The 21645-nt window shown below is 66.2% G+C and carries 22 protein-coding genes; 13 read left to right on the top strand and 9 right to left on the bottom strand.

The genetic code is table 11. The features are described 5' to 3' along the window. The 5 genes from AC30QB_RS07465 to AC30QB_RS07445 form a co-directional block, all read left to right on the top strand. Nucleotides 1-211, top strand: a 211-nt coding sequence (locus AC30QB_RS07465) for a hypothetical protein (RefSeq protein WP_489545564.1), incomplete at its 5' end; no start/stop codon positions are given. After that, the gene (locus AC30QB_RS07460; protein WP_489545563.1) at nt 208-1083 is read left to right on the top strand and encodes a glycosyltransferase family 2 protein; all 876 of its coding nucleotides are present in this window, start codon (nt 208-210) and stop codon (nt 1081-1083) included. The genes AC30QB_RS07465 and AC30QB_RS07460, both read left to right, overlap by 4 nt. Beyond that, nucleotides 1080-1925: a glycosyltransferase family 2 protein gene (locus AC30QB_RS07455; RefSeq protein WP_489545562.1), complete on the top strand. Its 846-nt coding sequence runs from the start codon at nt 1080-1082 to the stop codon at nt 1923-1925. The genes AC30QB_RS07460 and AC30QB_RS07455 overlap by 4 nt, the downstream gene beginning before the upstream one ends. A gap of 126 nt (nt 1926-2051) precedes the next feature. Next, entirely contained in the window at nt 2052-3800 is a 1749-nt protein-coding gene (locus tag AC30QB_RS07450; RefSeq protein ID WP_489545561.1) for a DUF1800 domain-containing protein, read from the top strand. Between the two features lie 43 nt (nt 3801-3843). Continuing rightward, the gene (locus AC30QB_RS07445; protein WP_489545560.1) at nt 3844-5292 is read left to right on the top strand and encodes a DUF1501 domain-containing protein; all 1449 of its coding nucleotides are present in this window, start codon (nt 3844-3846) and stop codon (nt 5290-5292) included. Nucleotides 5293-5298: 6 nt separating this feature from the next. Here AC30QB_RS07445 and pyrF read toward each other — a convergent pair whose 3' ends face one another. Both pyrF and purB read right to left on the bottom strand, forming a co-directional pair. Next, nucleotides 5299-6126, bottom strand: a complete 828-nt coding sequence (gene pyrF / locus AC30QB_RS07440) for an orotidine-5'-phosphate decarboxylase (RefSeq protein ID WP_489545559.1) — start codon at nt 6124-6126, stop codon at nt 5299-5301. Between the two features lie 2 nt (nt 6127-6128). Further along, entirely contained in the window at nt 6129-7499 is a 1371-nt protein-coding gene (gene purB / locus AC30QB_RS07435; RefSeq protein ID WP_489545558.1) for an adenylosuccinate lyase, read from the bottom strand. 187 nt (nt 7500-7686) lie between these two features. On the opposite strand from purB, the gene AC30QB_RS07430 reads away from it, so the two are divergent. The 8 genes from AC30QB_RS07430 to AC30QB_RS07395 all read left to right on the top strand — a co-directional run bounded on the left by AC30QB_RS07430 (nt 7687) and on the right by AC30QB_RS07395 (nt 15686). Next, nucleotides 7687-8280 carry a DUF2239 family protein gene (locus AC30QB_RS07430; RefSeq protein WP_489545557.1) on the top strand — a complete coding sequence of 198 codons (594 nt, stop codon included), beginning with the start codon at nt 7687-7689 and terminating at the stop codon, nt 8278-8280. A gap of 96 nt (nt 8281-8376) precedes the next feature. Further along, a complete protein-coding gene (locus tag AC30QB_RS07425; protein WP_489545556.1) occupies nt 8377-9759 on the top strand; it encodes an MATE family efflux transporter in 1383 nt (460 codons plus the stop codon). Between the two features lie 215 nt (nt 9760-9974). Continuing rightward, nucleotides 9975-10442, top strand: coding sequence for a cache domain-containing protein (locus AC30QB_RS07420; RefSeq protein ID WP_489545555.1), 468 nt, complete (start codon nt 9975-9977; stop codon nt 10440-10442). A gap of 81 nt (nt 10443-10523) precedes the next feature. Further along, nucleotides 10524-12065 (top strand): methyl-accepting chemotaxis protein, encoded by a 1542-nt coding sequence (locus tag AC30QB_RS07415; RefSeq protein ID WP_489545554.1) that lies wholly within the window; start codon nt 10524-10526, stop codon nt 12063-12065. A 366-nt stretch (nt 12066-12431) separates the two neighbouring features. Next, complete coding sequence (gene phnC / locus AC30QB_RS07410) at nt 12432-13259, top strand: phosphonate ABC transporter ATP-binding protein (protein ID WP_489545553.1); 828 nt, start codon at nt 12432-12434, stop codon at nt 13257-13259. A gap of 35 nt (nt 13260-13294) precedes the next feature. Then, nucleotides 13295-14275, top strand: coding sequence for a phosphonate ABC transporter substrate-binding protein (gene phnD, locus AC30QB_RS07405; protein WP_489545552.1), 981 nt, complete (start codon nt 13295-13297; stop codon nt 14273-14275). A gap of 5 nt (nt 14276-14280) precedes the next feature. After that, nucleotides 14281-15051, top strand: coding sequence for a phosphonate ABC transporter, permease protein PhnE (gene phnE / locus AC30QB_RS07400; protein ID WP_489545551.1), 771 nt, complete (start codon nt 14281-14283; stop codon nt 15049-15051). A 50-nt stretch (nt 15052-15101) separates the two neighbouring features. Then, complete coding sequence (locus tag AC30QB_RS07395) at nt 15102-15686, top strand: HD domain-containing protein (protein WP_489545550.1); 585 nt, start codon at nt 15102-15104, stop codon at nt 15684-15686. An 18-nt stretch (nt 15687-15704) separates the two neighbouring features. On the opposite strand, the gene AC30QB_RS07390 is transcribed toward AC30QB_RS07395, so the two are convergent. The 7 genes from AC30QB_RS07390 to AC30QB_RS07360 form a co-directional block, all read right to left on the bottom strand. Beyond that, entirely contained in the window at nt 15705-16082 is a 378-nt protein-coding gene (locus AC30QB_RS07390; RefSeq protein ID WP_489545549.1) for a hypothetical protein, read from the bottom strand. A gap of 301 nt (nt 16083-16383) precedes the next feature. After that, nucleotides 16384-17523, bottom strand: a complete 1140-nt coding sequence (locus AC30QB_RS07385; RefSeq protein ID WP_489545548.1) for an alpha-D-ribose 1-methylphosphonate 5-triphosphate diphosphatase — start codon at nt 17521-17523, stop codon at nt 16384-16386. Nucleotides 17524-17533: 10 nt separating this feature from the next. After that, the gene (gene phnL, locus AC30QB_RS07380; RefSeq protein WP_489545547.1) at nt 17534-18223 is read right to left on the bottom strand and encodes a phosphonate C-P lyase system protein PhnL; all 690 of its coding nucleotides are present in this window, start codon (nt 18221-18223) and stop codon (nt 17534-17536) included. A 96-nt stretch (nt 18224-18319) separates the two neighbouring features. After that, entirely contained in the window at nt 18320-19099 is a 780-nt protein-coding gene (phnK, locus tag AC30QB_RS07375; protein WP_489545546.1) for a phosphonate C-P lyase system protein PhnK, read from the bottom strand. A 97-nt stretch (nt 19100-19196) separates the two neighbouring features. After that, complete coding sequence (locus AC30QB_RS07370; RefSeq protein WP_489545545.1) at nt 19197-19652, bottom strand: GNAT family N-acetyltransferase; 456 nt, start codon at nt 19650-19652, stop codon at nt 19197-19199. Beyond that, entirely contained in the window at nt 19649-20482 is an 834-nt protein-coding gene (locus tag AC30QB_RS07365; protein WP_489545544.1) for an alpha-D-ribose 1-methylphosphonate 5-phosphate C-P-lyase PhnJ, read from the bottom strand. The genes AC30QB_RS07370 and AC30QB_RS07365 overlap by 4 nt, the downstream gene beginning before the upstream one ends. Continuing rightward, nucleotides 20479-21645: a carbon-phosphorus lyase complex subunit gene (locus tag AC30QB_RS07360; protein ID WP_489545543.1), complete on the bottom strand. Its 1167-nt coding sequence runs from the start codon at nt 21643-21645 to the stop codon at nt 20479-20481. Before AC30QB_RS07360 ends, AC30QB_RS07365 begins: the two co-directional genes overlap by 4 nt.

Genomic DNA, 21645 nt, shown 5'->3' with positions numbered 1-21645 from the left:
GCGCAGTTCCTCCGGCATCCCCGGCCTGAGCCGGATCCCGGTGATCGGCGGCCTGTTCGGCCAGCAGGGCACCAGCAATCGTCGCGAGGAGTTGATCGTGCTGATCACCCCGACCGTCGTGCGCAATCCGCAGGAAGCGCGCAACCTCACCGACGAATACGGACGCCGCTTCCGCGCGCTGGAGCCGCTCTACAACCGCCGGACGCAGTGAACCCAGCTGCGTCCTCGCCAGCCACTGCGCTGCCCATCGTGCTGGTGCCGGTCGGCACCGACGAGGAGGCGTTGGACGCCTGCCTGGCCTCGCTCGACGCCGGCACGCCCGCCGGTACCCGGGTGTGGCTGGCCGACGACGCCCAGGCGGGACCGCGCGCCACCGCGATCATCGAACGCTGGCTGTCCCGCACCCGCCTGCAAGCCGCGCACACGCGCCGCGCTGCGAGCATCGGCGAGGCCGCGCATATCGACCAAGCCCTGCGCGCCTGCGGTGCGGGTGACGTGGCGGTGCTGGCCAGCGACGCGCAACCCGCGCCTGGCTGGCTGCAACAACTGGCGGCCAGCCTTGCGCGCGATGCCGTCATCGCCACCGCCACGCCGTGGAGCAATGCCGGCGAAGCCGCTGCATGGCCGCGGATCGGCGAGATGGCGGCGATCGAGCATGCCCCCGGCGCGCTGGCCGAGGCCTGCATGCGCCTGTCGACGCGGCATCCGGACCTGCCGTCGGCGGTCGGCCACGCGGTGCTGATCCGCGGCATCGCGCGCGCCCGCGCCGGCGGACTGGATGCAGCCAGCTATCGTTCCTGGTATGCCAGCCTGATCGATTTCTCGTTGCGCTTGTCGGGACTGGGTTGGCGCAATGCGTTGTGCGAAACCACGTTCGTGCTGCGCAATGACGAAGGCTGCGCCGTGCATGGCGACATGGATCGGCTGTCGGTGCGCTGGCCCGGCTGGCATGCGCGGCTGGCGCACTTCCTGATGGAGGATCCGCTGCATGGCCTGCGTGCGCAGCTGGGCGCCGAACTCGCGCAACGCGCTGCCGGATCTGCGCAGCGCGACTTGTTTGGCGACCCCACGGAACCGACATGAACGAGAACGCGATCGCCGCGATCGTAGTCTCGCATCGCAGCGCGGCGACGCTCGACGAATGCCTGACGCGGCTTCGCGTCGCCACCGAGGTCGCCGAGATCCGGGTGGTCGACAACGCCTCCGACGACGGCTCGCTGGACATTGCGCAGCGCCACGCCCTGGCCGATCCACGCCTGCGTTTTATCGCCAATCCGGACAATCCCGGCTTCGCCGTGGCCTGCAACCAGGGCGCTGCCGACTGCAAGGCGCCATGGCTGTCCTTCGTCAACCCGGATTGCCTGGTCGAGGTTGATTCGCTGGCGCGCATGCGCGTGCATGCAGAGGGTTTCAGCGCTGCGCTGGTCGGCGCCGATTTGGTCGACGACGACGGCGTGCGCGATGTTGCGTCGCGTCGGCGCGATCCGGACTTTGCGGCAATGCTGCGCAACCCGTCGCGGGCAGCGCTCGGGGTCGGGGTCGATCCCGAAGCCACCCTGCAACCCGTGGATGCGGTGTCAGGCGCTTTGATGCTGTTGCCGCGCAGCTTGTTCGTGCAGATCGGCGGGTTTGACGCAGCGTACCGCTTGCACGTCGAGGACTTGGACCTGTGCCGGCGCGCGCGCGCAAAAGGCGCATGTGTCGCCGTGGCCAACGATGTGCGGGTAGTGCATGTGCGCGGCGTGTCGTCGCGCAGCCGCCCGCTGTTCGTCGAGTGGCACAAGCACCGCGGGTTCTGGCGCTACTACCGCAGGTTCGAAGGCCCGCGACGCGGCGTGCTGGTGTCGGCCCTCGTGTTTGCAGCAATCTGGTGCCGGTTTCCGATGGCAGCGCTGGGCGCTTTGCGAGGACGGTCCCGCCGCTGATGCCGTGGCGGCGCCTATCGGCTGTCAACCGAATCCGCGGGCAGGCGTTGGCAGTTGATCCAAACCGTTCGCAATGCGAACGTGCAAGGCAGATTGTACCGTAGCCAGGGCTGGGGAGCTCCAATCATGTCGATCAAACGTCAACCGGCCGAACACCATCTGGCACCCGTTTGGCGCTTGCGCTGGGCTGGCGGTCTGCTGTGCGCGTGCAGCGTTTTGCTGGCAGCCTGCGGCGGTGGCGGGAGTAGAGCCCCCAACGCCCCGCCCATCGCGCCGCGCCCGCCGCCGCCTACTGTAGCCGCGATCAGCGAAGTCGAAGCCGCGCGCTTCCTCGCGCAGGCCAGCTTCGGCCCGACCCGCGCCGAGATTGCCCGCGTGCAATCGCTCGGTTATGCGCAATGGCTGGACCAGCAGCTGGACCCGACGGCCACTCCGATGACCCTGGTGCTGCCGCACATCCAGCAGATCCAGGCCAACGGACTGGCAGCAACGGATCTGACCCAGTCCCATCGGCGCAACGCCTGGTTGTGGCAGGCAGCCACCGGTCCGGACCAGCTCCGCATGCGCATGGCGTTCGCGCTCAGCGAGATCTTCGTGGTTTCCGATTTCGAGAGCGGCCAGGCGCAGATTCCGCGGATTGCCGACTATCAGGACACCCTGTCGCGCAATGCATTTGGCAGTTATCGCAGCCTGCTCAAGGCGGTCACCCTGCACCCGGCGATGGGCGTGTACCTGAGCCATGCCGGCAACCGCAAAGCCACTGCGGACGGCAAAATCGTGCCGGACGAAAATTACGCACGCGAGGCGATGCAGCTGTTCAGCATCGGCCTGCAGGAACGCAGCCCGGATTTCTCTCCGGTGCTGGACGGTGCAGGCCAGCCTGTTCCCACGTACGACTCTGCCGTGGTTGCCGCGATGGCGCGGGTCTTCACTGGCTGGACCTACGCCGGTCTGTCGGACGCGAATTACGCGCGCGTGGATGCACGCTCGTTTGCGCCGATGGAATGCCATCCCGCGTTCCACGACGACAAGCCGAAGGCAATCTTCCGCGGCATCGTGATCAGCAACGGCAGTGACTGCGTTGCGGACCTTGAGCGCGCGCTGGATGCGCTCAGCACCCATCCCAGCACCGCGCCCTTCATCAGCCGCCAGTTGATCCAGCGTTTCGTCACCAGCAATCCAAGTCCGGACTACATCCGTCGCGTGGCCCAGGCCTGGAGCGGCAGTGGGGGCAACCTGGGCACGGTGCTGCGCGCGATCCTGCTCGACGGCGAAGCGCGCAACCTGCCCGCTGCCAGCGACGCCACCTTCGGCAAACCGCGCGAGCCGTTGCTGCGCATCGCCCACGCCTGGCGGGCTTACCAGGCGCGGTATGTGCCGCCCGCCGATGGCAGCCTGCGCTTCCGCGCAGGCAACACCGCAGACCTCACCCTGACGATTTCCCAGGATTCCCTGCGCGCGCCATCGGTGTTCAATTTCTTCGAGCCCGACTACCGCATTCCCACGACCAGTGGCACCGCGGGTGCGTTCGCGCCGGAACTGCAGATCATCAACGAATCCACCTTCACCACCGGGCACAACCAGAGCGATGCGCTGGTGTGGAACTACGCCAGCACCGCAGCCCCGACCGCGACCACCAACGCGCCGGTGCTGGACATCACCCGGCTGGTGCAGCTTGCCGACGCCGGCGACCACGCCGGCATGGTCCAGGACGTGAACCTGCTGCTGCATGCGGGCGGTTTGTCCACCGCCAGCGCGGGCAGCATGACCCGCATGCTGGACGCGCTGCGCAGTGACGGCCGCACATCCTCCGAACGCGCCCGCTCGCTGCTGCTGATTGCGCTGATGTCTCCCGACTACGCGATCCAGCGTTGACCCGACCCACCGGCCTCAGCTGCGCCCTGCAAGGATCCAAGCCATGACCCATTCCACCCGCCATGATCGCCGCCGCTTCCTGCACGGGCTCGGTGCCCTTGTTGCAGGCGGGGCGGCCAGCGCGATGTTCCCGCAGATGGAATTGATGGGCCGCGCGCTGGCCGCTACACCCACCAAGGGTGAGTACCGCGCGCTGGTCTGCATCTTCCTGTACGGGGGCAACGACTCCTACAACATGCTGGTCCCGCATGCGCAGGCCGAATACGACATCTACCAGCGCAGCCGGGGCGGCATCTACGACGCCACCGGCAATCCGTTCGGGCTTGGCATCGCGCGCGACAGTTTGGCCACGGTCGTCGATACCGGCGGCAAGACCTGGGGCCTGCATCCGGCGTTCGCGGCCGCCAAGCCGTTGTTCGATGCAGGCGAACTCGCCTTCCTCGCCAATGTCGGCAGCCTGGTGGAACCGGTACGCAAGCCCGAGGTCGGATTCCCCGGCGGCAAAGCGTTGCCGCCCTACCTGTATTCGCACAACGACCAGCAGCGCCAGTGGATGCGCGGGCATTCCACCGGCACCCGCAGCGCGAATGGATGGGGTGGGCTTGCGGGCGACCGCATCGCATCGCTCAACAGCGGCTTGACGGCCTTGCCGCCGACTATCTCGATCTTCGGCAACAACCTGTACCAGAGCGGCGCCTCGGTGCTGCCGTATGCCATCTCCAGCAGCGGCCCCAGCGAGCTTGCGCGCATGTCCGCCGGCGGCAGTCGCGCCGACGCGATCCGGCTGGAGGCGCTGAACGAGTTGCTGCAAGCCGGCCAGTCCCAGGTCATGCAGGGCCGCTATGCCGGCATCGGCAAGACGTCGCTCGCAGTCAATGGCGCGTTGCGCACGGCGCTGGACCCGGCCAATGGCGGCGATATCGCCACCGCGTTTCCGGCGACCCAACTCGCCGCGCAACTGCGCATGATCGCCCGCATGATCAAGGTCAGCCGCGGTCCGGCGATCGGCCACCAGCGGCAAATTTTCTACGCCGGCCTGGGCGGTTTCGATACCCACGACAACCAGATGGAGCCGACCCGCCACGCCGCGCTGTTGTCGCAACTGGCGGGTGCGCTGGTGGCGTTCCGCGCGGGCCTGCAGGAAATCGGCATGCTCAACCAGGTATCAACCTTCAGCATGAGCGATTTCGGGCGCACCTTGAACAGCAACGGCAACGGCACCGACCACGGCTGGGGTGGCGTGCAACTGGTGATGGGCGGTTCTGCGGCGAACGGTGGATCGTTGCAGGGGCGCCGCGTGTGGGGCGACTACCCGCTGCTCGAGCTGGATGGCGAGCAGGCCATGGGCCGCGGCCGCATGATCCCGACCACCTCCATCCAGCAATACGGCGCCACCATGGCCAACTGGCTGGGCGTGCCGGCGGGCGACATGCCCACCATCTTCCCGGGGCTCGGTAATTTCGCCACGCCACGGCTCGGGCTGCTTGGCTGAGCAGGCTCAGCGATAGCGGTTGATCTCGTCGCGCAAGCGGCGCGCGGCGTCGGCCGCGGCCTCTGCGTAGTCCGCACCTTGCGAGGCATACAGGATGCCGCGCGAGGAATTGATCATCAGTCCCGTGCCATTCGCAGTCTTGCCGTTGCGCACGGTGGCTTCCACGTCGCCACCTTGGGCACCGATGCCGGGAATCAACAACGGCATGTCGCCGACGATGCCGCGGATCACTCTCAGTTCTTCCGGAAAGGTCGCGCCGACCACCAGCGCGCAATTGCCATCGGTGTTCCAGTCATTTGCGATGGTGCGCGCGATGCGCTGGTAGAGCGGCTCGCTGCCGCCCGTGCCATCGGCCACCGCGAGTTCCTGGAAATCGCGCGCGCCCGGGTTCGAGGTGTGGCACAGGAACACGCAGCCGCGGTCGTTGCGCTGCAGGAAAGGTGCGGCGGAATCAAGGCCCATGTACGGGTTGAGCGTGACGGCGTCGGCACCGAAGCGGTCGAAGGCTTCGGTTGCGTAGTGCTCGGCGGTGCTGCCGATGTCGCCGCGCTTGGCGTCGAGGATCACGGGCACATGCGGCGCGACGCGCTTGATGTGTGCCATCAGCCTCTCGAGCTGGTCTTCGGCACGGTTGGCAGCGAAGTAGGCGATCTGCGGCTTGAAGGCGCAAACCACATCTTTGGTCGCGTCGACGATGGCCGAGCAGAAGTCGTAGATGCGGCCGGCGTCGCCTTTCCACTTGTCGGGGAACTTGGCGGGCTCGGGGTCTAGGCCCACGCACAGCAGCGAGTCGTTGGCGCGTTGGGCGGCGGCGAGTTGGTCGGTGAATTTCATGTTCAGCCGATGCGTTTCGCGAGCTCGGCCCCGAGGCCGGTGTAGCTGCCCGGTGTCATCGCCAGCAGCCGAGTCTTCTCGGCCGCCGGAATCTCCAGCGTCTCGATGAAGGCCTGAATCGCCTCGCGCGTGATCGTCTTGCCGCGGGTCAGCTCTTTCAGGCGCTCATAGGGGTTGGCCAGCTTGTAGCGACGCATCACCGTCTGGATGGGTTCCGCCAACACCTCCCAGGCATCGTCCAGATCGGCGGCCAGCGCAGCGCGGTTCACCTCCAGCTTGCCGAGGCCGCGCAGCAGGCTGTCGTAGCCCAGCAGCGCGTAGCCGAGTGCCACGCCCATGTTGCGCAGCACGGTGCTGTCGGTCAGGTCGCGCTGGAAGCGGCTGATGGGCAGCTTCTGGCTCAAGTGGGTGAGCAACGCATTGGCGAGGCCGAAGTTGCCTTCGGCGTTTTCGAAGTCGATGGGGTTGACCTTGTGCGGCATGGTGCTGGAGCCGATCTCGCCGGCTTTCGTGCGCTGCTTGAAGTAGCCCAGGCTGATGTAGCCCCACACGTCGCGCGACCAGTCGATGAGGATGGTGTTGGTGCGCGTGATCGCATCAAACAGCTCGGCCATGTAGTCGTGCGGCTCGATCTGGATGGTGTACGGGTTGAAGCTCAGGCCCAGCTGCCCCTCGATGACCTTGCGGCTGAAGGCCTCCCAATCGAAATCGGGGTAGGCCGAGAGGTGGGCGTTGTAGTTGCCCACCGCGCCGTTCATCTTGGCCAGCAGCTTCACGTCGGCAATGCGCAGGCGCGCAGTCTGCAAACGTGCCACCACATTGGCCACTTCCTTGCCGACCGTGGTGGGGCTCGCCGTCTGGCCGTGGGTGCGCGCCAGCATGGGCACGTCGGCCAGGTTTTTCGCCAGCGCTGACAGCACGGTGATGATCTTGTCGATGGTGGGCAGCAGCACGTCTTGCCGTGCGGCCTTGAGCATCAGGCCGTGGCTGGTGTTGTTGATGTCTTCGCTGGTGCAGGCGAAGTGCACGAACTCGCTGGCGGCCTTGAGCTCGGGCGTGTTTTCGAAGCGGCTCTTGAGCCAGTACTCCACGGCCTTCACGTCGTGGTTGGTGGTCTTCTCGATGTCTTTGATGGCTTGTGCATCGGCTTCGGAAAAGCGCGACACCAGCCCGCGCAGCAGCCCGCGCGACGCGCCGGTGAGGGGTTTGAACTCGGCAAAGCCCGCATCTGACAGCGCGATGAGCCACTCGACCTCCACCTGCACGCGCCGGTGCATCAAGCCGAACTCTGACAGCAGCGCGCGCAGCGGCGCCACCTTGGGGGCATAACGGCCGTCGAGCGGGGAAAGGGCGGTGAGGGCAGACAGGTTCATGGGGTGAGGCGCATCGGGCTGATGCAGGGGAATGAGAGCCAGCCGCGATTTTAGTGGGCGGGTTCCGGCGCTACACCCAAGACCGTTACACCAGCGGCGTCCATCGGGCGCCAACCTCGACTCGGGCGTGAAATATATTGCCCGGGTGATATTGACTAAGAATTTAACCCGGGTCAAAATACGCCCCATGACGACAGCCGCCCTCTATTCCGCCTTCAACGGCAGCACCCACCTGGCCAGCGGAAGCTTGGTTGACGTGGCCCTTGCGCTCAAGCGGGCAGCGGGCACAGGCGGCCGCCCGCTGATCTTCAACAACCGCAACGGCCAGGTCGTCGACCTGCACCTTGAAACCACGGAAGACGACTTGCGCCAGCGCGCCTTGGCGCGCTCCGCGCCCGCTGCCGGCGCCGAAGTGCCCGCCACCGAGGCACGCGGCCGCGGCCGCCCCAAGCTCGGTGTGGTGGCACGCGAGGTGACGCTGCTGCCGCGCCATTGGGAGTGGCTGGCCGGTGAGGCCGGCGGTGCTTCGGTGGCCTTGCGCAAACTGATCGAAGCCGCGCGCCGCAGCCCCGAAGGGCTCAAGCGGCGTGTGCATGAGCGCGCCTACGAGTTCATGCGCGTGATGGCCGGCCACGAGCCCGGTTTCGAAGAGGCCACCCGTGCCTTGTTCGCCGACGACCGCGCCCGCCTGGTCGAACTCATGGCCCAGTGGCCGCTCGATGTGCGCACCCACGCGCTTCGCCTGACCTCCAACGAAGGCGGTGTCACTTCCCCCGAGTGACGGCCACGTAGTCGCTCAAATCACGCCCATCGCTTAATTCGTTAGCGCTGCGTTTCCCGCAGCGTTAAGCCACCGCTTTGCCCAAAGGAAACTGCCATGTCTGCCCTCGCACCCCCTCAAACCGCCAGCGCCGCCAGCCCACCGCCGCTGTGGAAGCCGTACACCGCCATTCTGGTTCCCATGCTGCTGACCAACATCTTGCAAGGGGTCTCGGGCACGCTTGATGGCATCTATCTCGGCCAGATGATGGGTGTAGACGCGCTCGCCGCTGTCTCGGCCTTCTTTCCCTTGTTCTTTGTGTTCCTCACCATCGCCATCGCGCTCAGCTCGGGTGCCACCGTGTTGGTGGGCCAGGCCTGGGGTGCCGGCAATCTGGTGGCGGTACGTGCCGTTGCGGGTACCGCTTTGGTGATCGCGCTCGGTGTGGGGGCGGTGGTGAGCCTGCTCGGGGGCTGGTGGGCGCCTGAGTTGATGCGGGCGCTGGGCACGCCGCTCAACGTCTTGGCCGAGGCCAGCGCCTATGCACGCCTGATGCTGTTGGGCATGCCGCTCTTTTTCATGCTGTGGTTGTTGACCTCGCTCAGCCGCGGAGTGGGCGATGCGATCTCGCCCTTGTGGACGCTGTTGATCGTGACGGCGGTCGCCATGCTGTGCACGCCGATGTTCATACGCGGCAGCGCCGGCCTGCCGCAACTGGGCGTGCGCAGTGCGGCCGTGTCTACCTTGTTGGCCTTCGCGCTGGCGATGGCCTGGACGCTCTGGTACTGGCGGCGCAAAGACCACCCGCTGGCGCCGACGCCGACCCTGCTGCGAGCGGTCCGCTTCGACCCGACGATCGCACGCAAGCTGCTGCGCCTGGGCCTTCCCACTGGCTTGCAGCTGCTCACGATGGCGTTGGCCGAGTTGGTGCTGCTCGGTTTGGTGAACCGCCACGGCTCCAACGCCACGGCCGCTTACGGTGCGGTCACGCAGTTGATGAGCTGGTTGCAGTTCCCGGCGATGTCGATGGGCATTGCGGCCACCGTGCTGGCGTCGCATGCCATCGGTGCAGGGCGCGCCGGGTCGCTGGGCAACATCGTGCGCACAGGCCTGTGGCTCAACCTGCTGTTCACCGGCGCGTTCGTGGCCGTCGCCTATGCCATGGCGCGCACGGTGCTGGGCTGGTTTCTGGTTGACGCCCAGGTGATCGCCCTCGCGCTGCACCTGCTGCACCTGGTGGCCTGGACCATGCTCTTGCGGGGTGCGGCCATGGTGCTGGTGGGCGTGATGCGGGCCAGCGGTGTGGTGTGGGCACCGACGGCGCTGGGCATGCTCGGCATCGTCTGCATCGAGCTGCCCGCGGCGTGGTGGCTCAACGCGCGCATGGGCATGGTGGGCATTTGGTGGGCCTATGTGCTCACTTTCGTGGCGATGCTGCTGTTGCACACGGGCTTCTACCGGCTGGTGTGGCGCAAGAGGCCGGTGGAAAGGCTGATTTGACGGATCAAGAGACGCGGCGTGTCGCGCACCGCCTGCTCTGCGTACCCGGTGAGCACCTGGATCGGGAAGGCGTGCGAACAGAAACCTGAAATGCTGCCAATTCCTTGCATTGACCACTCAAGCTCTCGCCAAGAATGCCGATAAGCCAGGTTCAAAACCTTGGGCCGCCCAGCTTGGCGCCCGAAAGTCAATCGCCTTTACACAGGAGAAACGCAATGCAGATCACGTCACTTTTCAACGGCTTTGTGCGCGCAGCGCTGGTGAGCCTCGCCATGGTGAGTTCGGCCTACGCCGAGCAAGGCACATCCGCCGAGGCCGAGGCCATGGTGAAAAAGGCGGTGGCCTTCATCAAGGCCAACGGCCCTGAAAAGGCCTACGACGAGTTCACAAATGGCAAGTCTTTCAAAGACCGCGACCTGTACATCATCGTCTACGACCTGAATGGCAAGAACCTCGCCCAAGGCGCCAACCCCAAGCTGGTGGGCAAGGACCTGATTGGCCTGAAAGACCCGGACGGCAAACCGCTGATCAAGATGTTCGTAGACCTGGCCAAGGAAAAGGGCAAAGGCTGGGTCGACGGCTACAAGTTCCTCAACCCGGTGACGCAAAAGATCGAAGGCAAGGCCATGTACCTCGAGCGTGTCGGTGACACGCTGGTCGGTTGCGGAATTTACAAAGGCTGAGCCTGGCGCGCGCGTACGGCGTGAACCGGCGCGCCCCTTGCTCCTGCAGGCATAGCCTTCACTCGAATCGAAGCCATCAGCATGAATCTGCGTGACCTCAACATTGGAACCCGGCTCGGCTTGGGTTTTTGCGTGATCTTGCTGTCTGCGAGTGCCCTTCTGGCGGGCTCCATGCTGAGCAATGCCGCCAGCCGCAGCGCATTGCAACAAACGCTGCAGACCGCGGCCACGCAAGAAGATCACGCCGTTGCCATGCGCCACGCGCTGCTCAGCAGTGCCGTTGCCGTGCGCAACATGGGCCTGCAGAGCAAGATGGAGGCCGTGCAAAAAGACGAGGCGGAAGCGAAGAAGGAGCGCGCCAACTACCTGGCCACGCGCACCAAGCTGGAAGCCAATCAACTCAGCGATGCAGAGCGCGCGGTATTCCAAAGCCTGGCCGAGATAGACCGGCAGATGGATGCGCACTTCAAGGAAGCGGTGGATCTGGCCGCCCAGTTCAATACCGAGCAAGCAGCCAGCGTCATCACGAGCAAGATCGATCCCTTGCTGATTCGCGCCAACACCGAGTTGGCCAAATTCATTGGCATTCAAAAGCAACACACTGCTGACGCGACGGCGCAAGCCAATGCCCGCAGCCGCGTCACCGACTGGACCATTGCGACCGCGGGTGCCGTGGTGCTGGCGCTGGCCGCACTGATGGCCTGGCGGCTTACCTTGAGCATCACCGGCCCGTTGCACACGGCGATGAACGCCGCGGCTCTCGTGGCCAAAGGCAACCTCACATCCGAGATCACGGTCAGCGGCCGCGACGAAGCCGCGCACCTGCTGTCGGCGCTGAGAGAAATGCGCGACAGCCTCGCCCGCATGGTGAGTGAGGTGCGCTCGGGCGCAGAGGCCATCAACGGCGCATCGACTGAAATTGCCACCGGCAATTCCGATTTGTCGTCACGCACCGAATCACAGGCCAGCGCGCTGCAGCAAACTGCGTCGAGCGTGAGCCAATTGACTGTCACCGTGAAGCAAAACGCGCAAAACGCCGTGCACGCGCAGGGCCTGTCGCAAGGCGCCGCGCAGCAAGCCGACGAGGGCCTTGCGGTGGTGAGCAAGGTGGTGGGCACCATGAGCGAAATCAACGAAAACTCGCGCAAGATCGCCGACATCATCGCGGTGATCAACAGCATCGCGTTCCAGACCAACATCCTGGCGCTGAATGCGGCTGTTGAAGCCGCGCGCGCCGGCGAGCATGGCCGTGGCTTTGCGGTGGTGGCCGCAGAAGTGCGCACCCTGTCGCAGCGCACCACCCAGGCCGCCAAGGAAATCGAAACCCTGATCCGCTCCGCCGTGAGCTGCACGCAGACGGGGTCAAGCTTGGTTGACCAAGCCGGGCGCACCATGAGCGAGGTGACGAAGTCGGTGCGCAAGGTGGCCGACATCATCAGCGAGATCAGCGCCGCGAGCCGAGAACAGACCACCGGCATCGAAGATGTGAATAACGCCATCTCTGAAATCGACCGAACCACGCAGCAAAACGCGGCGCTGGTAGAACAGGCAGCCGCCGCGGCCGAGTCGATGCGCGATCAAACGCACCGATTGACCACGCTCGTCAGCGCCTTCGAAGTGTGAAATGTGGCCGCCGCCAGGCGGCTGCAACTCAAAAGAACGCCACGCTGGCATCGCCCGCGTGGCGTTTTGCTTTGATGTTCATGCCCAAGCGCGCCTGGGGCGCCAGCGCATCCCGCGGGCCGCGCGGCGGGGCGTGCGATCACAGGCGCGCAGGGCTGTTGATTCGGCTGAGTCCCTTGACCCGACCGGGGCTTTGACGATTTCCAGTCTCTTCGACTCAGTGCGGGTGGGCGCAAACAGCCTGCTGTGCCCTCTCATCTAGACCACTTGATAGGCGTTCATAGGTAGCGAATTGGCAGCTGTGCGTCACGCAATCGTCACGAGCGCTGTCCAGAATGCGTCGAATGAGGAAAGCAAGGAGTGCAGATGAGCGAACTGGCGATTGAGGTCTTGCGCCTGCGCAAGAGCTTCGGCGGGCAGCCGGCGCTGCGCGACGTGTCGCTGCAGGTCAAGCGCGGCGAGATGGTGGCTTTGCTCGGTGCTTCGGGCTCAGGCAAGTCGACGCTGCTGCGCCACCTGAGTGGCCTGCACCGCGCCGACAGCGGCAGCGAATCGCATGTGAAGGTGCTGGGCCAGACCTTGCAGCAAGGCGGCCGGCTGGCGCGCAATGCGCGTGCCCTGCGCTCGCAGGTGTCGTCGATCTTCCAGCAGTTCAACCTGGTCGACCGCTTGCCGGTGATGACCAATGTGCTGGCCGGCGCGCTGCACCGCCTGCCGCTGTGGCGTGGCCTGTTCGGCCGCTTTCCACAAGACGAGCTGCAGCGCGCGTTCGATGCACTGCAACGTGTGGGCATCGAGCGTTGTGCGTGGCAACGCGCGTCCACCTTGTCGGGTGGGCAGCAGCAACGCGCCGCCATTTCGCGCGCCCTGGTGCAAGGCGCGCAGGTCATCCTGGCTGACGAGCCCATCGCCTCGCTAGACCCCGAATCCAGCCGACGCGTGATGGAGCTGTTGGCCGAGGTGAACCGCGAGTTCGGCGTGACGGTGATCGTCTCGCTGCACCAGGTGGACTACGCCTTCGCTTTCTGCCCGCGAACCGTGGCGTTGCGTGCCGGCGAGATCGTGCACGACGGCCCCACCCACGCGCTCAACGAAGCGCGCCTGAGCGAACTCTATGGCGGGCAAACCGGCGAATTGCAACTTGGGCAACACCGCCCACCGGCTTCCCCGCCGCCGCTCCTGCAAGCGGCCTGACCCCACAACCCCGTTCACTACAAGGAGTTCCCTCCATGCAACCCAACACCCGACGCGCCGCCCTGGCCATCCTCGCGGCCACCACCTCGCTGTGGTTCAGCACGGCGCGTGCCGAAACCACCGAAATCAACTTCGCGATGATCTCCACCGAGTCGTCAGGTGGCCTGTCGGCGGCGTGGCAGCCTTTGATCGACGACATGCAGAAGTCCACCGGCCTCAAGATCAAGGCCTTCTTCGCCCCCGACTACGCGGGCGTGATCGAAGCGATGCGCTTCAACAAGGTGCAGATTGGCTGGTTCGGCAACAAGTCGGCCATCGAGGCGGTGGACCGCTCGCAGGGCGAGGTGTTCGCCAAGGTCGTGGGGGTCGATGGCAACGAGGGCTACTACTCGCTGCTCGTGGTCAACAAAGACAGCCCGCTCAAGTCGCTCGACGACGTGGTCAAGAACCGCGCCAACCTGACCCTCGGGTTTGGTGACCCCAACTCCACCAGCGGCACGGTGATTCCGGGTTACTACGCGTTCAGCCAAAACCATGTCGACCCGTTGCGCGACTTCAAGCGCACGGTGCGCAGCAACCACGAGACCAACATGCTTGCGGTAGTGAACAAGCAGGTCGACGTGGCGACCAACAACACCGAGAACTGGGAGCGCTTTGAGCAGACCCACCCGGAGCAGGTCAAGCAGGTGCGCGAGATCTGGCGCTCGGTGCAGATCCCGAGCGACCCGCTCGTTTGGCGCAAAGACCTCGACGATGCGACCAAGACCAAGCTGCGCAGCTTCATCCTCGGCTATGGCAAAACGCCGCGCGAGGCCGAGATCTTGAAAAAGCTCGGCTACAGCGGGTTCCGCCCTTCGTCTGACCGCCAGCTGGTGACGATTCGCCAGATCGAGTTGGCCAAGAAGCGCAGCAGCGCCGAACAAGACGCCAAGCTCAGCGTTGAAGAGAAGGCCAAGCGTCTGGCCGAGATCGATGAGCGCCTGGCCGAGCTGGGCCGCCAAGTCGCTGCCAAGTGAGCGCCATGACGCCCCAGCCGCCACGCGCGTCGGTCGCCAGCATGGTGGGCTGGGGCGTGCTGCTCGTGCTGCTCGCGGCGTCATGGAAGGGCGCCGAAATGCGCCCGCTCGACCTGTTCCGCGACGCCGGCAACATGGCCGAGTACGGCGGGGGCTTCTTCCCCCCCGATTTTTCAGATTGGCGGCGCTACCTCGAAGAGATGGTGGTCACGCTGCAGATTGCGCTTTGGGGCACGGTCTTGGCCGTGGTGTGCGCCGTGCCGCTGGCCTTGCTGGCCTCCGCCAACATCACGCCCTGGTGGGTCAACCAGCCGGTGCGCCGCCTGCTCGATGCGTTTCGCGCCATCAACGAGATGGTGTTTGCGCTTCTGTTCGTGGTGGCCGTAGGTTTGGGCCCCTTCGCGGGTGTGCTGGCGCTTTGGGTGCACACCACCGGCATTTTGGGCAAGCTGTTTTCTGAAGCCGTCGAAGCCATCGACCCGCAGCCGGTGGAAGGCATTCGTGCCACGGGGGCGCACCCCTTGCTCGAAATTGTCTACGGCGTGATTCCGCAGGTGATCCCGCTGTGGATCTCGTTTGCGCTGTACCGCTTCGAGTCCAACGTGCGCTCCGCTTCGGTGGTGGGCATGGTGGGCGCCGGTGGCATAGGCATGGTGCTGTGGGACATCATGCGCAGCTTTCAGTATGCGCAAACAGCCGCCGTGCTGGCGATGCTGGCCGTTTCGGTGACGCTGATCGACATGGCATCGGCGCGCTTCAGAAAGCAGCTGATCTGAGCGCCTGGCACATGCCGGGCGTGCCCCAGCTCAGCCTACTGAGTGTCACCATGAATCTGATCGACCGCATCGAAACACTGTTTGCCGAGCACGGTGGCCGCGCTTACGACGACGCGCGCAAGGAATCGGTGACGGCCTTGCAGCACGCCCTGCAATGCGCGCAGCTGGCCGAGTGGGCGCGCGCCCCCGACGCTCTCGTGGCGGCCTCGTTGCTGCACGACATCGGCCACTTCGTGGCCCACACCGAAGCCCACACCGACGACCGCCATGAGCTGCGCGCCCTGCCCGAGCTGGCGGCGCACTTTGGCGCCGAGGTGCTGGAGCCGATCCGCCTGCACGTGGCAGCCAAGCGCTACCTTGTGGCCACCGACCGCCACTATCTGGCCGGTCTGTCACCCGCCTCGGTGCACTCACTCGCCTTGCAGGGGGGGCCGATGACAGCCGCTGAGGCCGAAGAATTTGCAACCCTGCCGCACGCCATGGATGCTGTGCAGCTGCGCCGCTGGGACGACCTGGCCAAGGTGCCAGGCGAGGTCACACCGCCCTTGGGCTATTACCTGGCCCTGCTTGATGGCGTGCAACGCAATGGCACGCAGGGTGTCTTGAGCGAGATCGACCCGCCGACCGTGGGCTGATGCACTGCGGCGGCGCCTTCAGCGCGGCTTGCGTTTGGCGGCCGTGGCGGCCAAGCCGGCGGCCGTGGCCTCCGGCCGTGTGGTTTCGCCCGGTGCCAGCGTGAACAGCTTGGCCGCACGGCCCTTGAGTTCGAGCAGCTCGTTGGGCGTGACCGAATAGGCGCCGGTGGCCAGGTTGACCTGGATGCCGAACTCCACTTCCTTCTTGCCGTTGGACAGCGCACCCGAGGTGAACTCGTAGTCTTCGTGCTCGGCCGGCAGGCCCAGCGTTGACGTGTCGTAGTCCTCGTACTCCACGCTGCGGATCTCGCCGCTGGCCAAGTCCAGCATGCCGGTCGACCTGATGACCGCGTCGCTCAACTCGTCGGTGATGGTGATGGGCAGTTTGAGGTCCAAGGTGGGGCTCGGTTGGTGGGCTGGGGTGGGGATTCTAGGTGCGGCCGAAATGGCCGCGCCCGCCACTGGCCTAACGCCGCCAGCGATCAGCTGCCGAACACGCGCATCGCCCGCGCGAGGGAAGAAGTGTGGTCTGAAGCCGCGGTGCCACCCGCCGCCGCCGGCACACGGGCCAGCGCGTCCACAGAGCGCCCGGATGTTTCGCGGGGTGTCTGATTGCACGGTCGTGCAAAATATAGCGGTGGCTGCGCGGCCGCCGCCATACGGACTATCCCCAGGGCCTGTTGACGCCCCGCTTGCCTCAGGCCACGCGCCGCCCGCGCACCCAGGTTTCGCGCACCACGGGGTGCTCGCCGAGCAGCTTCACGCGCAGCAGGTCGCCGCGCAGGCCGGCGGCCACCTCGCCGCGGTCGGCCAGGCCAATGGCGCGCGCTGGGTTGCGGCTGACCACACACACCGCCTCGGGCAGCGAGTAGCCGCCGTCTTGCACCAGCCGCCAGGCCGACTGCAGCAGGCTGCTCGGCACGTAGTCGGACGAGAGCGCGTCCAGCACGCCTTCGCGGGCGAGTTCCATCGCCGAGACGTTGCCCGAATGCGAGCCGCCGCGAATCACGTTGGGCGCGCCTGCCACAGTGGAAAGCCCCAGCGCCTTGGCGCGGCGCGCAGCCGCCAGCGTGGTGGGGAACTCGCTCATGCCGGCGCCCAGCGCATGGGCTTCGTCCACATGGGCGACCGTGGTGTCGTCGTGCGTGGCCAGGGCCACGGCATGCGTGCGCGCGAAGTCGGTGAACCAAGTGCGGTTGGGCTGTGCGTACTCGGCCTGACGCAGCGGCGCAATGCACACCTCTTCATTGAACTGCGCGTCGCTCCAGCCCTTTTTGCCGGTGTAGTAGGTGCGGGCGTGCTCGATGTCGCTCCACTGGCGCTGGCCGGGCGTGTGGTCCATCAGCGAGATCAGGCGCAGCCGCGGGTGGTGGGCGAAGGGCTCGAACAGCTCGCGCGCATTCGGTGCCGGCAGCTCGCAACGCACGTGAATCAAGTGGTCGGCGCGCAGCAGCCCGGCGTTGTCGAGTGCGTCCAGCACGGCGAGCAGCTGGCTCTGGTCGCGCGAGCGAAAGCCATCGCCGTAAGGGTCGCCCACGCCGATGGCGTCGAGCACGGTGGTGATGCCAGCGCTGCTCACCTCGGCGTCGTGCGCTTGGAGGGCACCCTGCATCGGGAAGTTGACCTTGGGGCGCGGTGTGACGTGGCGCTCTAGGTTGTCGGTGTGCACTTCCACCAGGCCGGGCAGCAAGTAGTCGCCGTCCAGGTCGTGTGCATTCGCAGCCGCGGTGCTGCCGCCGCTGATGTCGACGATGACGCCATCGCGCAGCCGCACATTGCCGTGCAGCACTTCGTTGGCGAGCACGATGCGCGCGTTGCTCAGGATCAAATCGTTCATCGGGAGCCTTTCAGTTCAGCGTGACGCAGCGGCTCGCCACCGCATCGCGCACTTCTTCGTCATGGAAGATGCCCACCACCGCTGTGCCGGCATCACGCGCTTCACGTATCAACCCGATCACCCCGCGACGGTTGGCCGCGTCTAGCGAGGCGGTGGGCTCGTCAAGCAGCAGCAGGCGCGCAGGCTCGATGAAGCCGCGCGCGATGTTGACGCGCTGCTGCTCGCCACCCGAGAAGGTGGCGGGCGGCAAGCCCCAAAGGCTCGCGGGCAGGTTGAGGCGCTGAAACAGCGCGCGGGCTTCTTCGCGGGCGGTTTCTTGCAGCGCGTCGGCGTCCAGCTCAGGCCGTGCTTGCAGCCAGCGTTCGGCCACCACGTCGAGGGCCGGCACGCGCGGCACGGCGCGCAAGAATTGGCTCACGTAGGCGATGTCGCGCCGGCGCAGCGCCAGCATCTGCTGCGGGCTGGCCTGGGCGATGTCGACGCGTCCGTCTTGTGCGTCAAGCCAGATGGCGCCGGCGTCGGCGCCGTAGCTGCCGTACAGGCATTTCATCAGCGTCGACTTGCCCTGGCCTGAAGCGCCGAGCAGGGCTACGCATTCGCCCGGCGCGACGTGCAGCGAGATGTCTTTCAGCACGGGCAATTCGAGGCCGCCGCGCAGGTGCAGGGTGAAGTGCTTGGAGAGGGAGTCGACGTGGAGCATGGTGTGAGCTGCGATGATTTCAGTTCAACGTGCGTTCAGCCCGAGCGGGCTGGGTGTGTGCTGGCAGGGGCAGGGGCAGGGGCAGGCGCAGGGCCCTCACGGTGCCACCACCGACGACACCAGCAGTTGCGTGTACGCATGCTGCGGGTCGTCGAGCACACGGTCGGTCAGGCCTTGTTCGACGATGCGGCCTTCGCGCATCACCAGGGTGCGGTGCGCCAGCAGGCGAGCCACGCCGAGGTCGTGCGTCACGATCAGCGCCGAAAGGTGCATGCGTGCCACCAGCAGGCGAATCAGGTCGAGCAGCTTGGCCTGCACCGACACGTCCAGCCCCGAGGTGGGCTCGTCCATCAGCACCAGGCGCGGTCGGGTGACCAGGTTGCGTGCAATCTGCAGGCGCTGGCGCATGCCGCCCGAGTAGGCGCGGGGCGAATCGTCAATGCGCTCGGCGTCCAATTCCACGCGTGTCATCCAGTCGGTGGCGGCGCTGCGCAAACGGCCGTAGTGGCGCTCGCCCTGGCCCATCAATCGCTCGCCGATGTTGGCCCCGGCGCTCACGTTCATGCGCAGGCCATCGCTCGCGTTTTGCTGCACGAAGCCCCATTCGGTGCGCTCCAGTTGCCGCCGCTCGCGCTCGCTCAAAGCGTGCACGTCGAGCAGGCGGCCGTCGCCGGCGCGGTAGCTCACGACGCCCTGCGTCGGCGCCAGTCGGCCGGCGATGCAGTTGAGCAAGGTGCTCTTGCCCGACCCTGACTCACCGACGATGGCCACCACCTCGCCGGGGAAGACGGTGAGGCAGGCCTCGCGAACGGCGAAACTCTTGCCCTGAGGAAAGCGATGACAGAGGTCTTGGACGGACAGGAGAGGTTGGGTCATCTGGATCACCTGTTGGCCGCCATCATTGCCGCGAAAGCGGGAACCCACGATGCGCACCGATGCTGGATTCCCGCGGGCGCGGAAACGACGGAGCCACTCATTGCGGCTGCACCACAAAGCTCACGCCGTGGCGAGAAAACCCGAGGCGCTCATAGAAGGCGTGGGCCTGCTCGCGGCGCTGGTTGGACGAGAGCGTGAGCTTGTAGCACCCGGCTTCACGGGCGAGCTGCATGGCATGCTGCATCAGCGCACGGCCTATGCCCTGGCCTTGCGCTTCGGGGTGCACCGCCACGTCTTCCACGATGGCTTCAGGTGCACCGGCGTGGGCGAGCAGCGGCAGCACGAAGAAGGTGTACGTGCCCACCGCAATGCCGGCACGCCGCGCGATGAACACCTTGGCACCCGGCACGGCCAGGCGCATGTGATCCCACGCGCTGCGCGCTTGGGCTTCGTCGTGCGGCCCGCGCGTGTCCAGGCCGGCGGCGGTGTACAGCGCCAGCAAGCTCGGGATGTCGCTGCGCTCGGCAGTCACGATGGAAAGGCCATCCGTCATGCGGCCTGCTCCTGCTGCTCGCGGCACCAGTCGGTGTCGGAGCAGGTCCACAGCCGTTCGCCTTCGCCTTGCAGCACTTCATCCAGAAAGCTGGTCGTGCAACCGCACAGCGCGCACGCATGGCCTTGCGCCATCACCTGGAAGGGGTGGTCTTCAAAATCCAGGCTCTTCACGTCGGTGTAGGGCGGCACGGCATAGAGGCGCTTTTCTCTTCCGGCGCCGAAGAGCTGCAGCGCCGGCATGCGATGCATCTTCGGGTTGTCGAAGCTCGGGATCGGCGAGGGCGACATCACGTAGCGGCCATTCACCTGCACCGGGTAGTCGTACGTGGTCTCCACGCGGCCCCAGTGCGCCAGGTCTTCGTAGAGCTTCACGTTGACCAGGCCATATTCCTCGCAGGCGTGCAGCTTGAGCGTCTCGGTGCGGCGCGGCTCCAGCCTGTACAGCGGCTCGGGCTGCGGCACCTGGTAGACCAGCACCTGGCCTTCGTGCAAAGGCGCTTCGGGAATGCGGTGGCGCGTTTGAATGAGCGTGGCGTCTCGCGTGCGCTCGGTGGTCGCCACGCCGGTGGTGCGCGCGAAGAACTGGCGAATGTTGACCGCGTTGGTGGTGTCGTCGCTGCCTTGGTCGATGACCTTGAGCACGTCGTGCTGACCCAGCACCGCGGCCGTGACCTGAATGCCGCCCGTGCCCCAGCCGTAGGCGAGCGGCATCTCGCGCGAGCCGAAAGGCACTTGGTGGCCGGGGATGGCCACGGCCTTGAGAATGGCGCGGCGGATCATCCGCTTGGTGCGCTCGTCCAAGTACGCGAAGTTGTAGCCGTCAATCATGGCTGCCCTTCGTTCGACGCGTACATAGGCTGATTCGCCGAGGGGATGCCGGCAGGCTCGGGAGCCGCCCGGCGCTCGGCCGGCTCTGATTTGAAGGTCTCTTCACGCAGCTTGCGTATGAGCTGCAGCTCCGACTCGAAGGTCACGTAGTGCGGCAGCTTCAAGTGCTGCACAAACCCAGAGGCCTCGATGTTGTCGCCTTGCGGCAGCACGAACTCTTGCTGCTGCACCGGTGCCGTCACGTCTTCGTCGAACTCGTCCGCGCGAAGCGCCCTGTCCACCAGCGACATCGCCATGGCCTTGCGCTCGCCGTGGCCGTACACCAGGCCGTAGCCGCGTGTGAACTGCGGCGGCACGCTGGCGCTGCCGGCGAACTGGTTGATCATTTGGCACTCGGTCACGTCGATCTCGCCCACCTCGATCGCAAAACCCAGCTCGTCGGGCACGATCTCCACGCCCACGGCGCCGAAGCGTATGTCGCCCGCAAAGGGGTGGGTGTGGGCATAGCCGCGCTGCGTGGCGTAGCCCATGCCGAGCACCCAGCCTTCGTCGGCGCGGGCCAGCATCTGCAGGCGTGCGCTGCGCGGCAGCGGGTAGACGGGCGGGTCGCGGGTGATGTCGGGCGGGGCGGGGTCGCCTTCGCTCGGGAGCGACGCTTCGATCAGGCCCTCGTCGGCCAAGGTGTCGAGGGCATTGGGCATCTCTGCAAAGGAGGCCAGCCCCGATGCGGGCCTCACTTCGACAGGCTCAGTGCCAACGGAAAGAAGCGAAAAGTCGATCAGGCGCTGCGTGTAGTCGTATGTAGGCCCCAACAACTGCCCTCCCGGCAAATCTTTGAAGATCGCTGACACGCGGCGCCGGGTGCGCATGCGCGCCGTGTCCAGCGGCTCGGTGCTCGCGATGCGCGGCAAGGTGGTGCGGTAGGCGCGCAGCAGGAAGATGGCTTCCACTGCGTCGCCACGGGCCTGCTTGAGCGCCAGCGCGGCCAACTCGGGGTCGTAGAGCGAGGCTTCGGCCATCACGCGGTCGACCAGCAGGCCCAGCTGCTCGCGGATCTGCGCCACTTCAAGCTCGCGCACAGCGGGGTCGCCGCGGCGCGCAGTGGCCAGCAGTGAGCGAGAGGCCTCAATGGCGGCTTCTCCGCCCTTCACGGCGATGTACAT

This window comes from Rhizobacter sp. (genome assembly GCF_046595475.1).
Classification (GTDB): Bacteria; Pseudomonadota; Gammaproteobacteria; order Burkholderiales; family Burkholderiaceae_C; genus Rhizobacter.
This window is presented reverse-complemented; position numbering and strand designations above follow the sequence as displayed.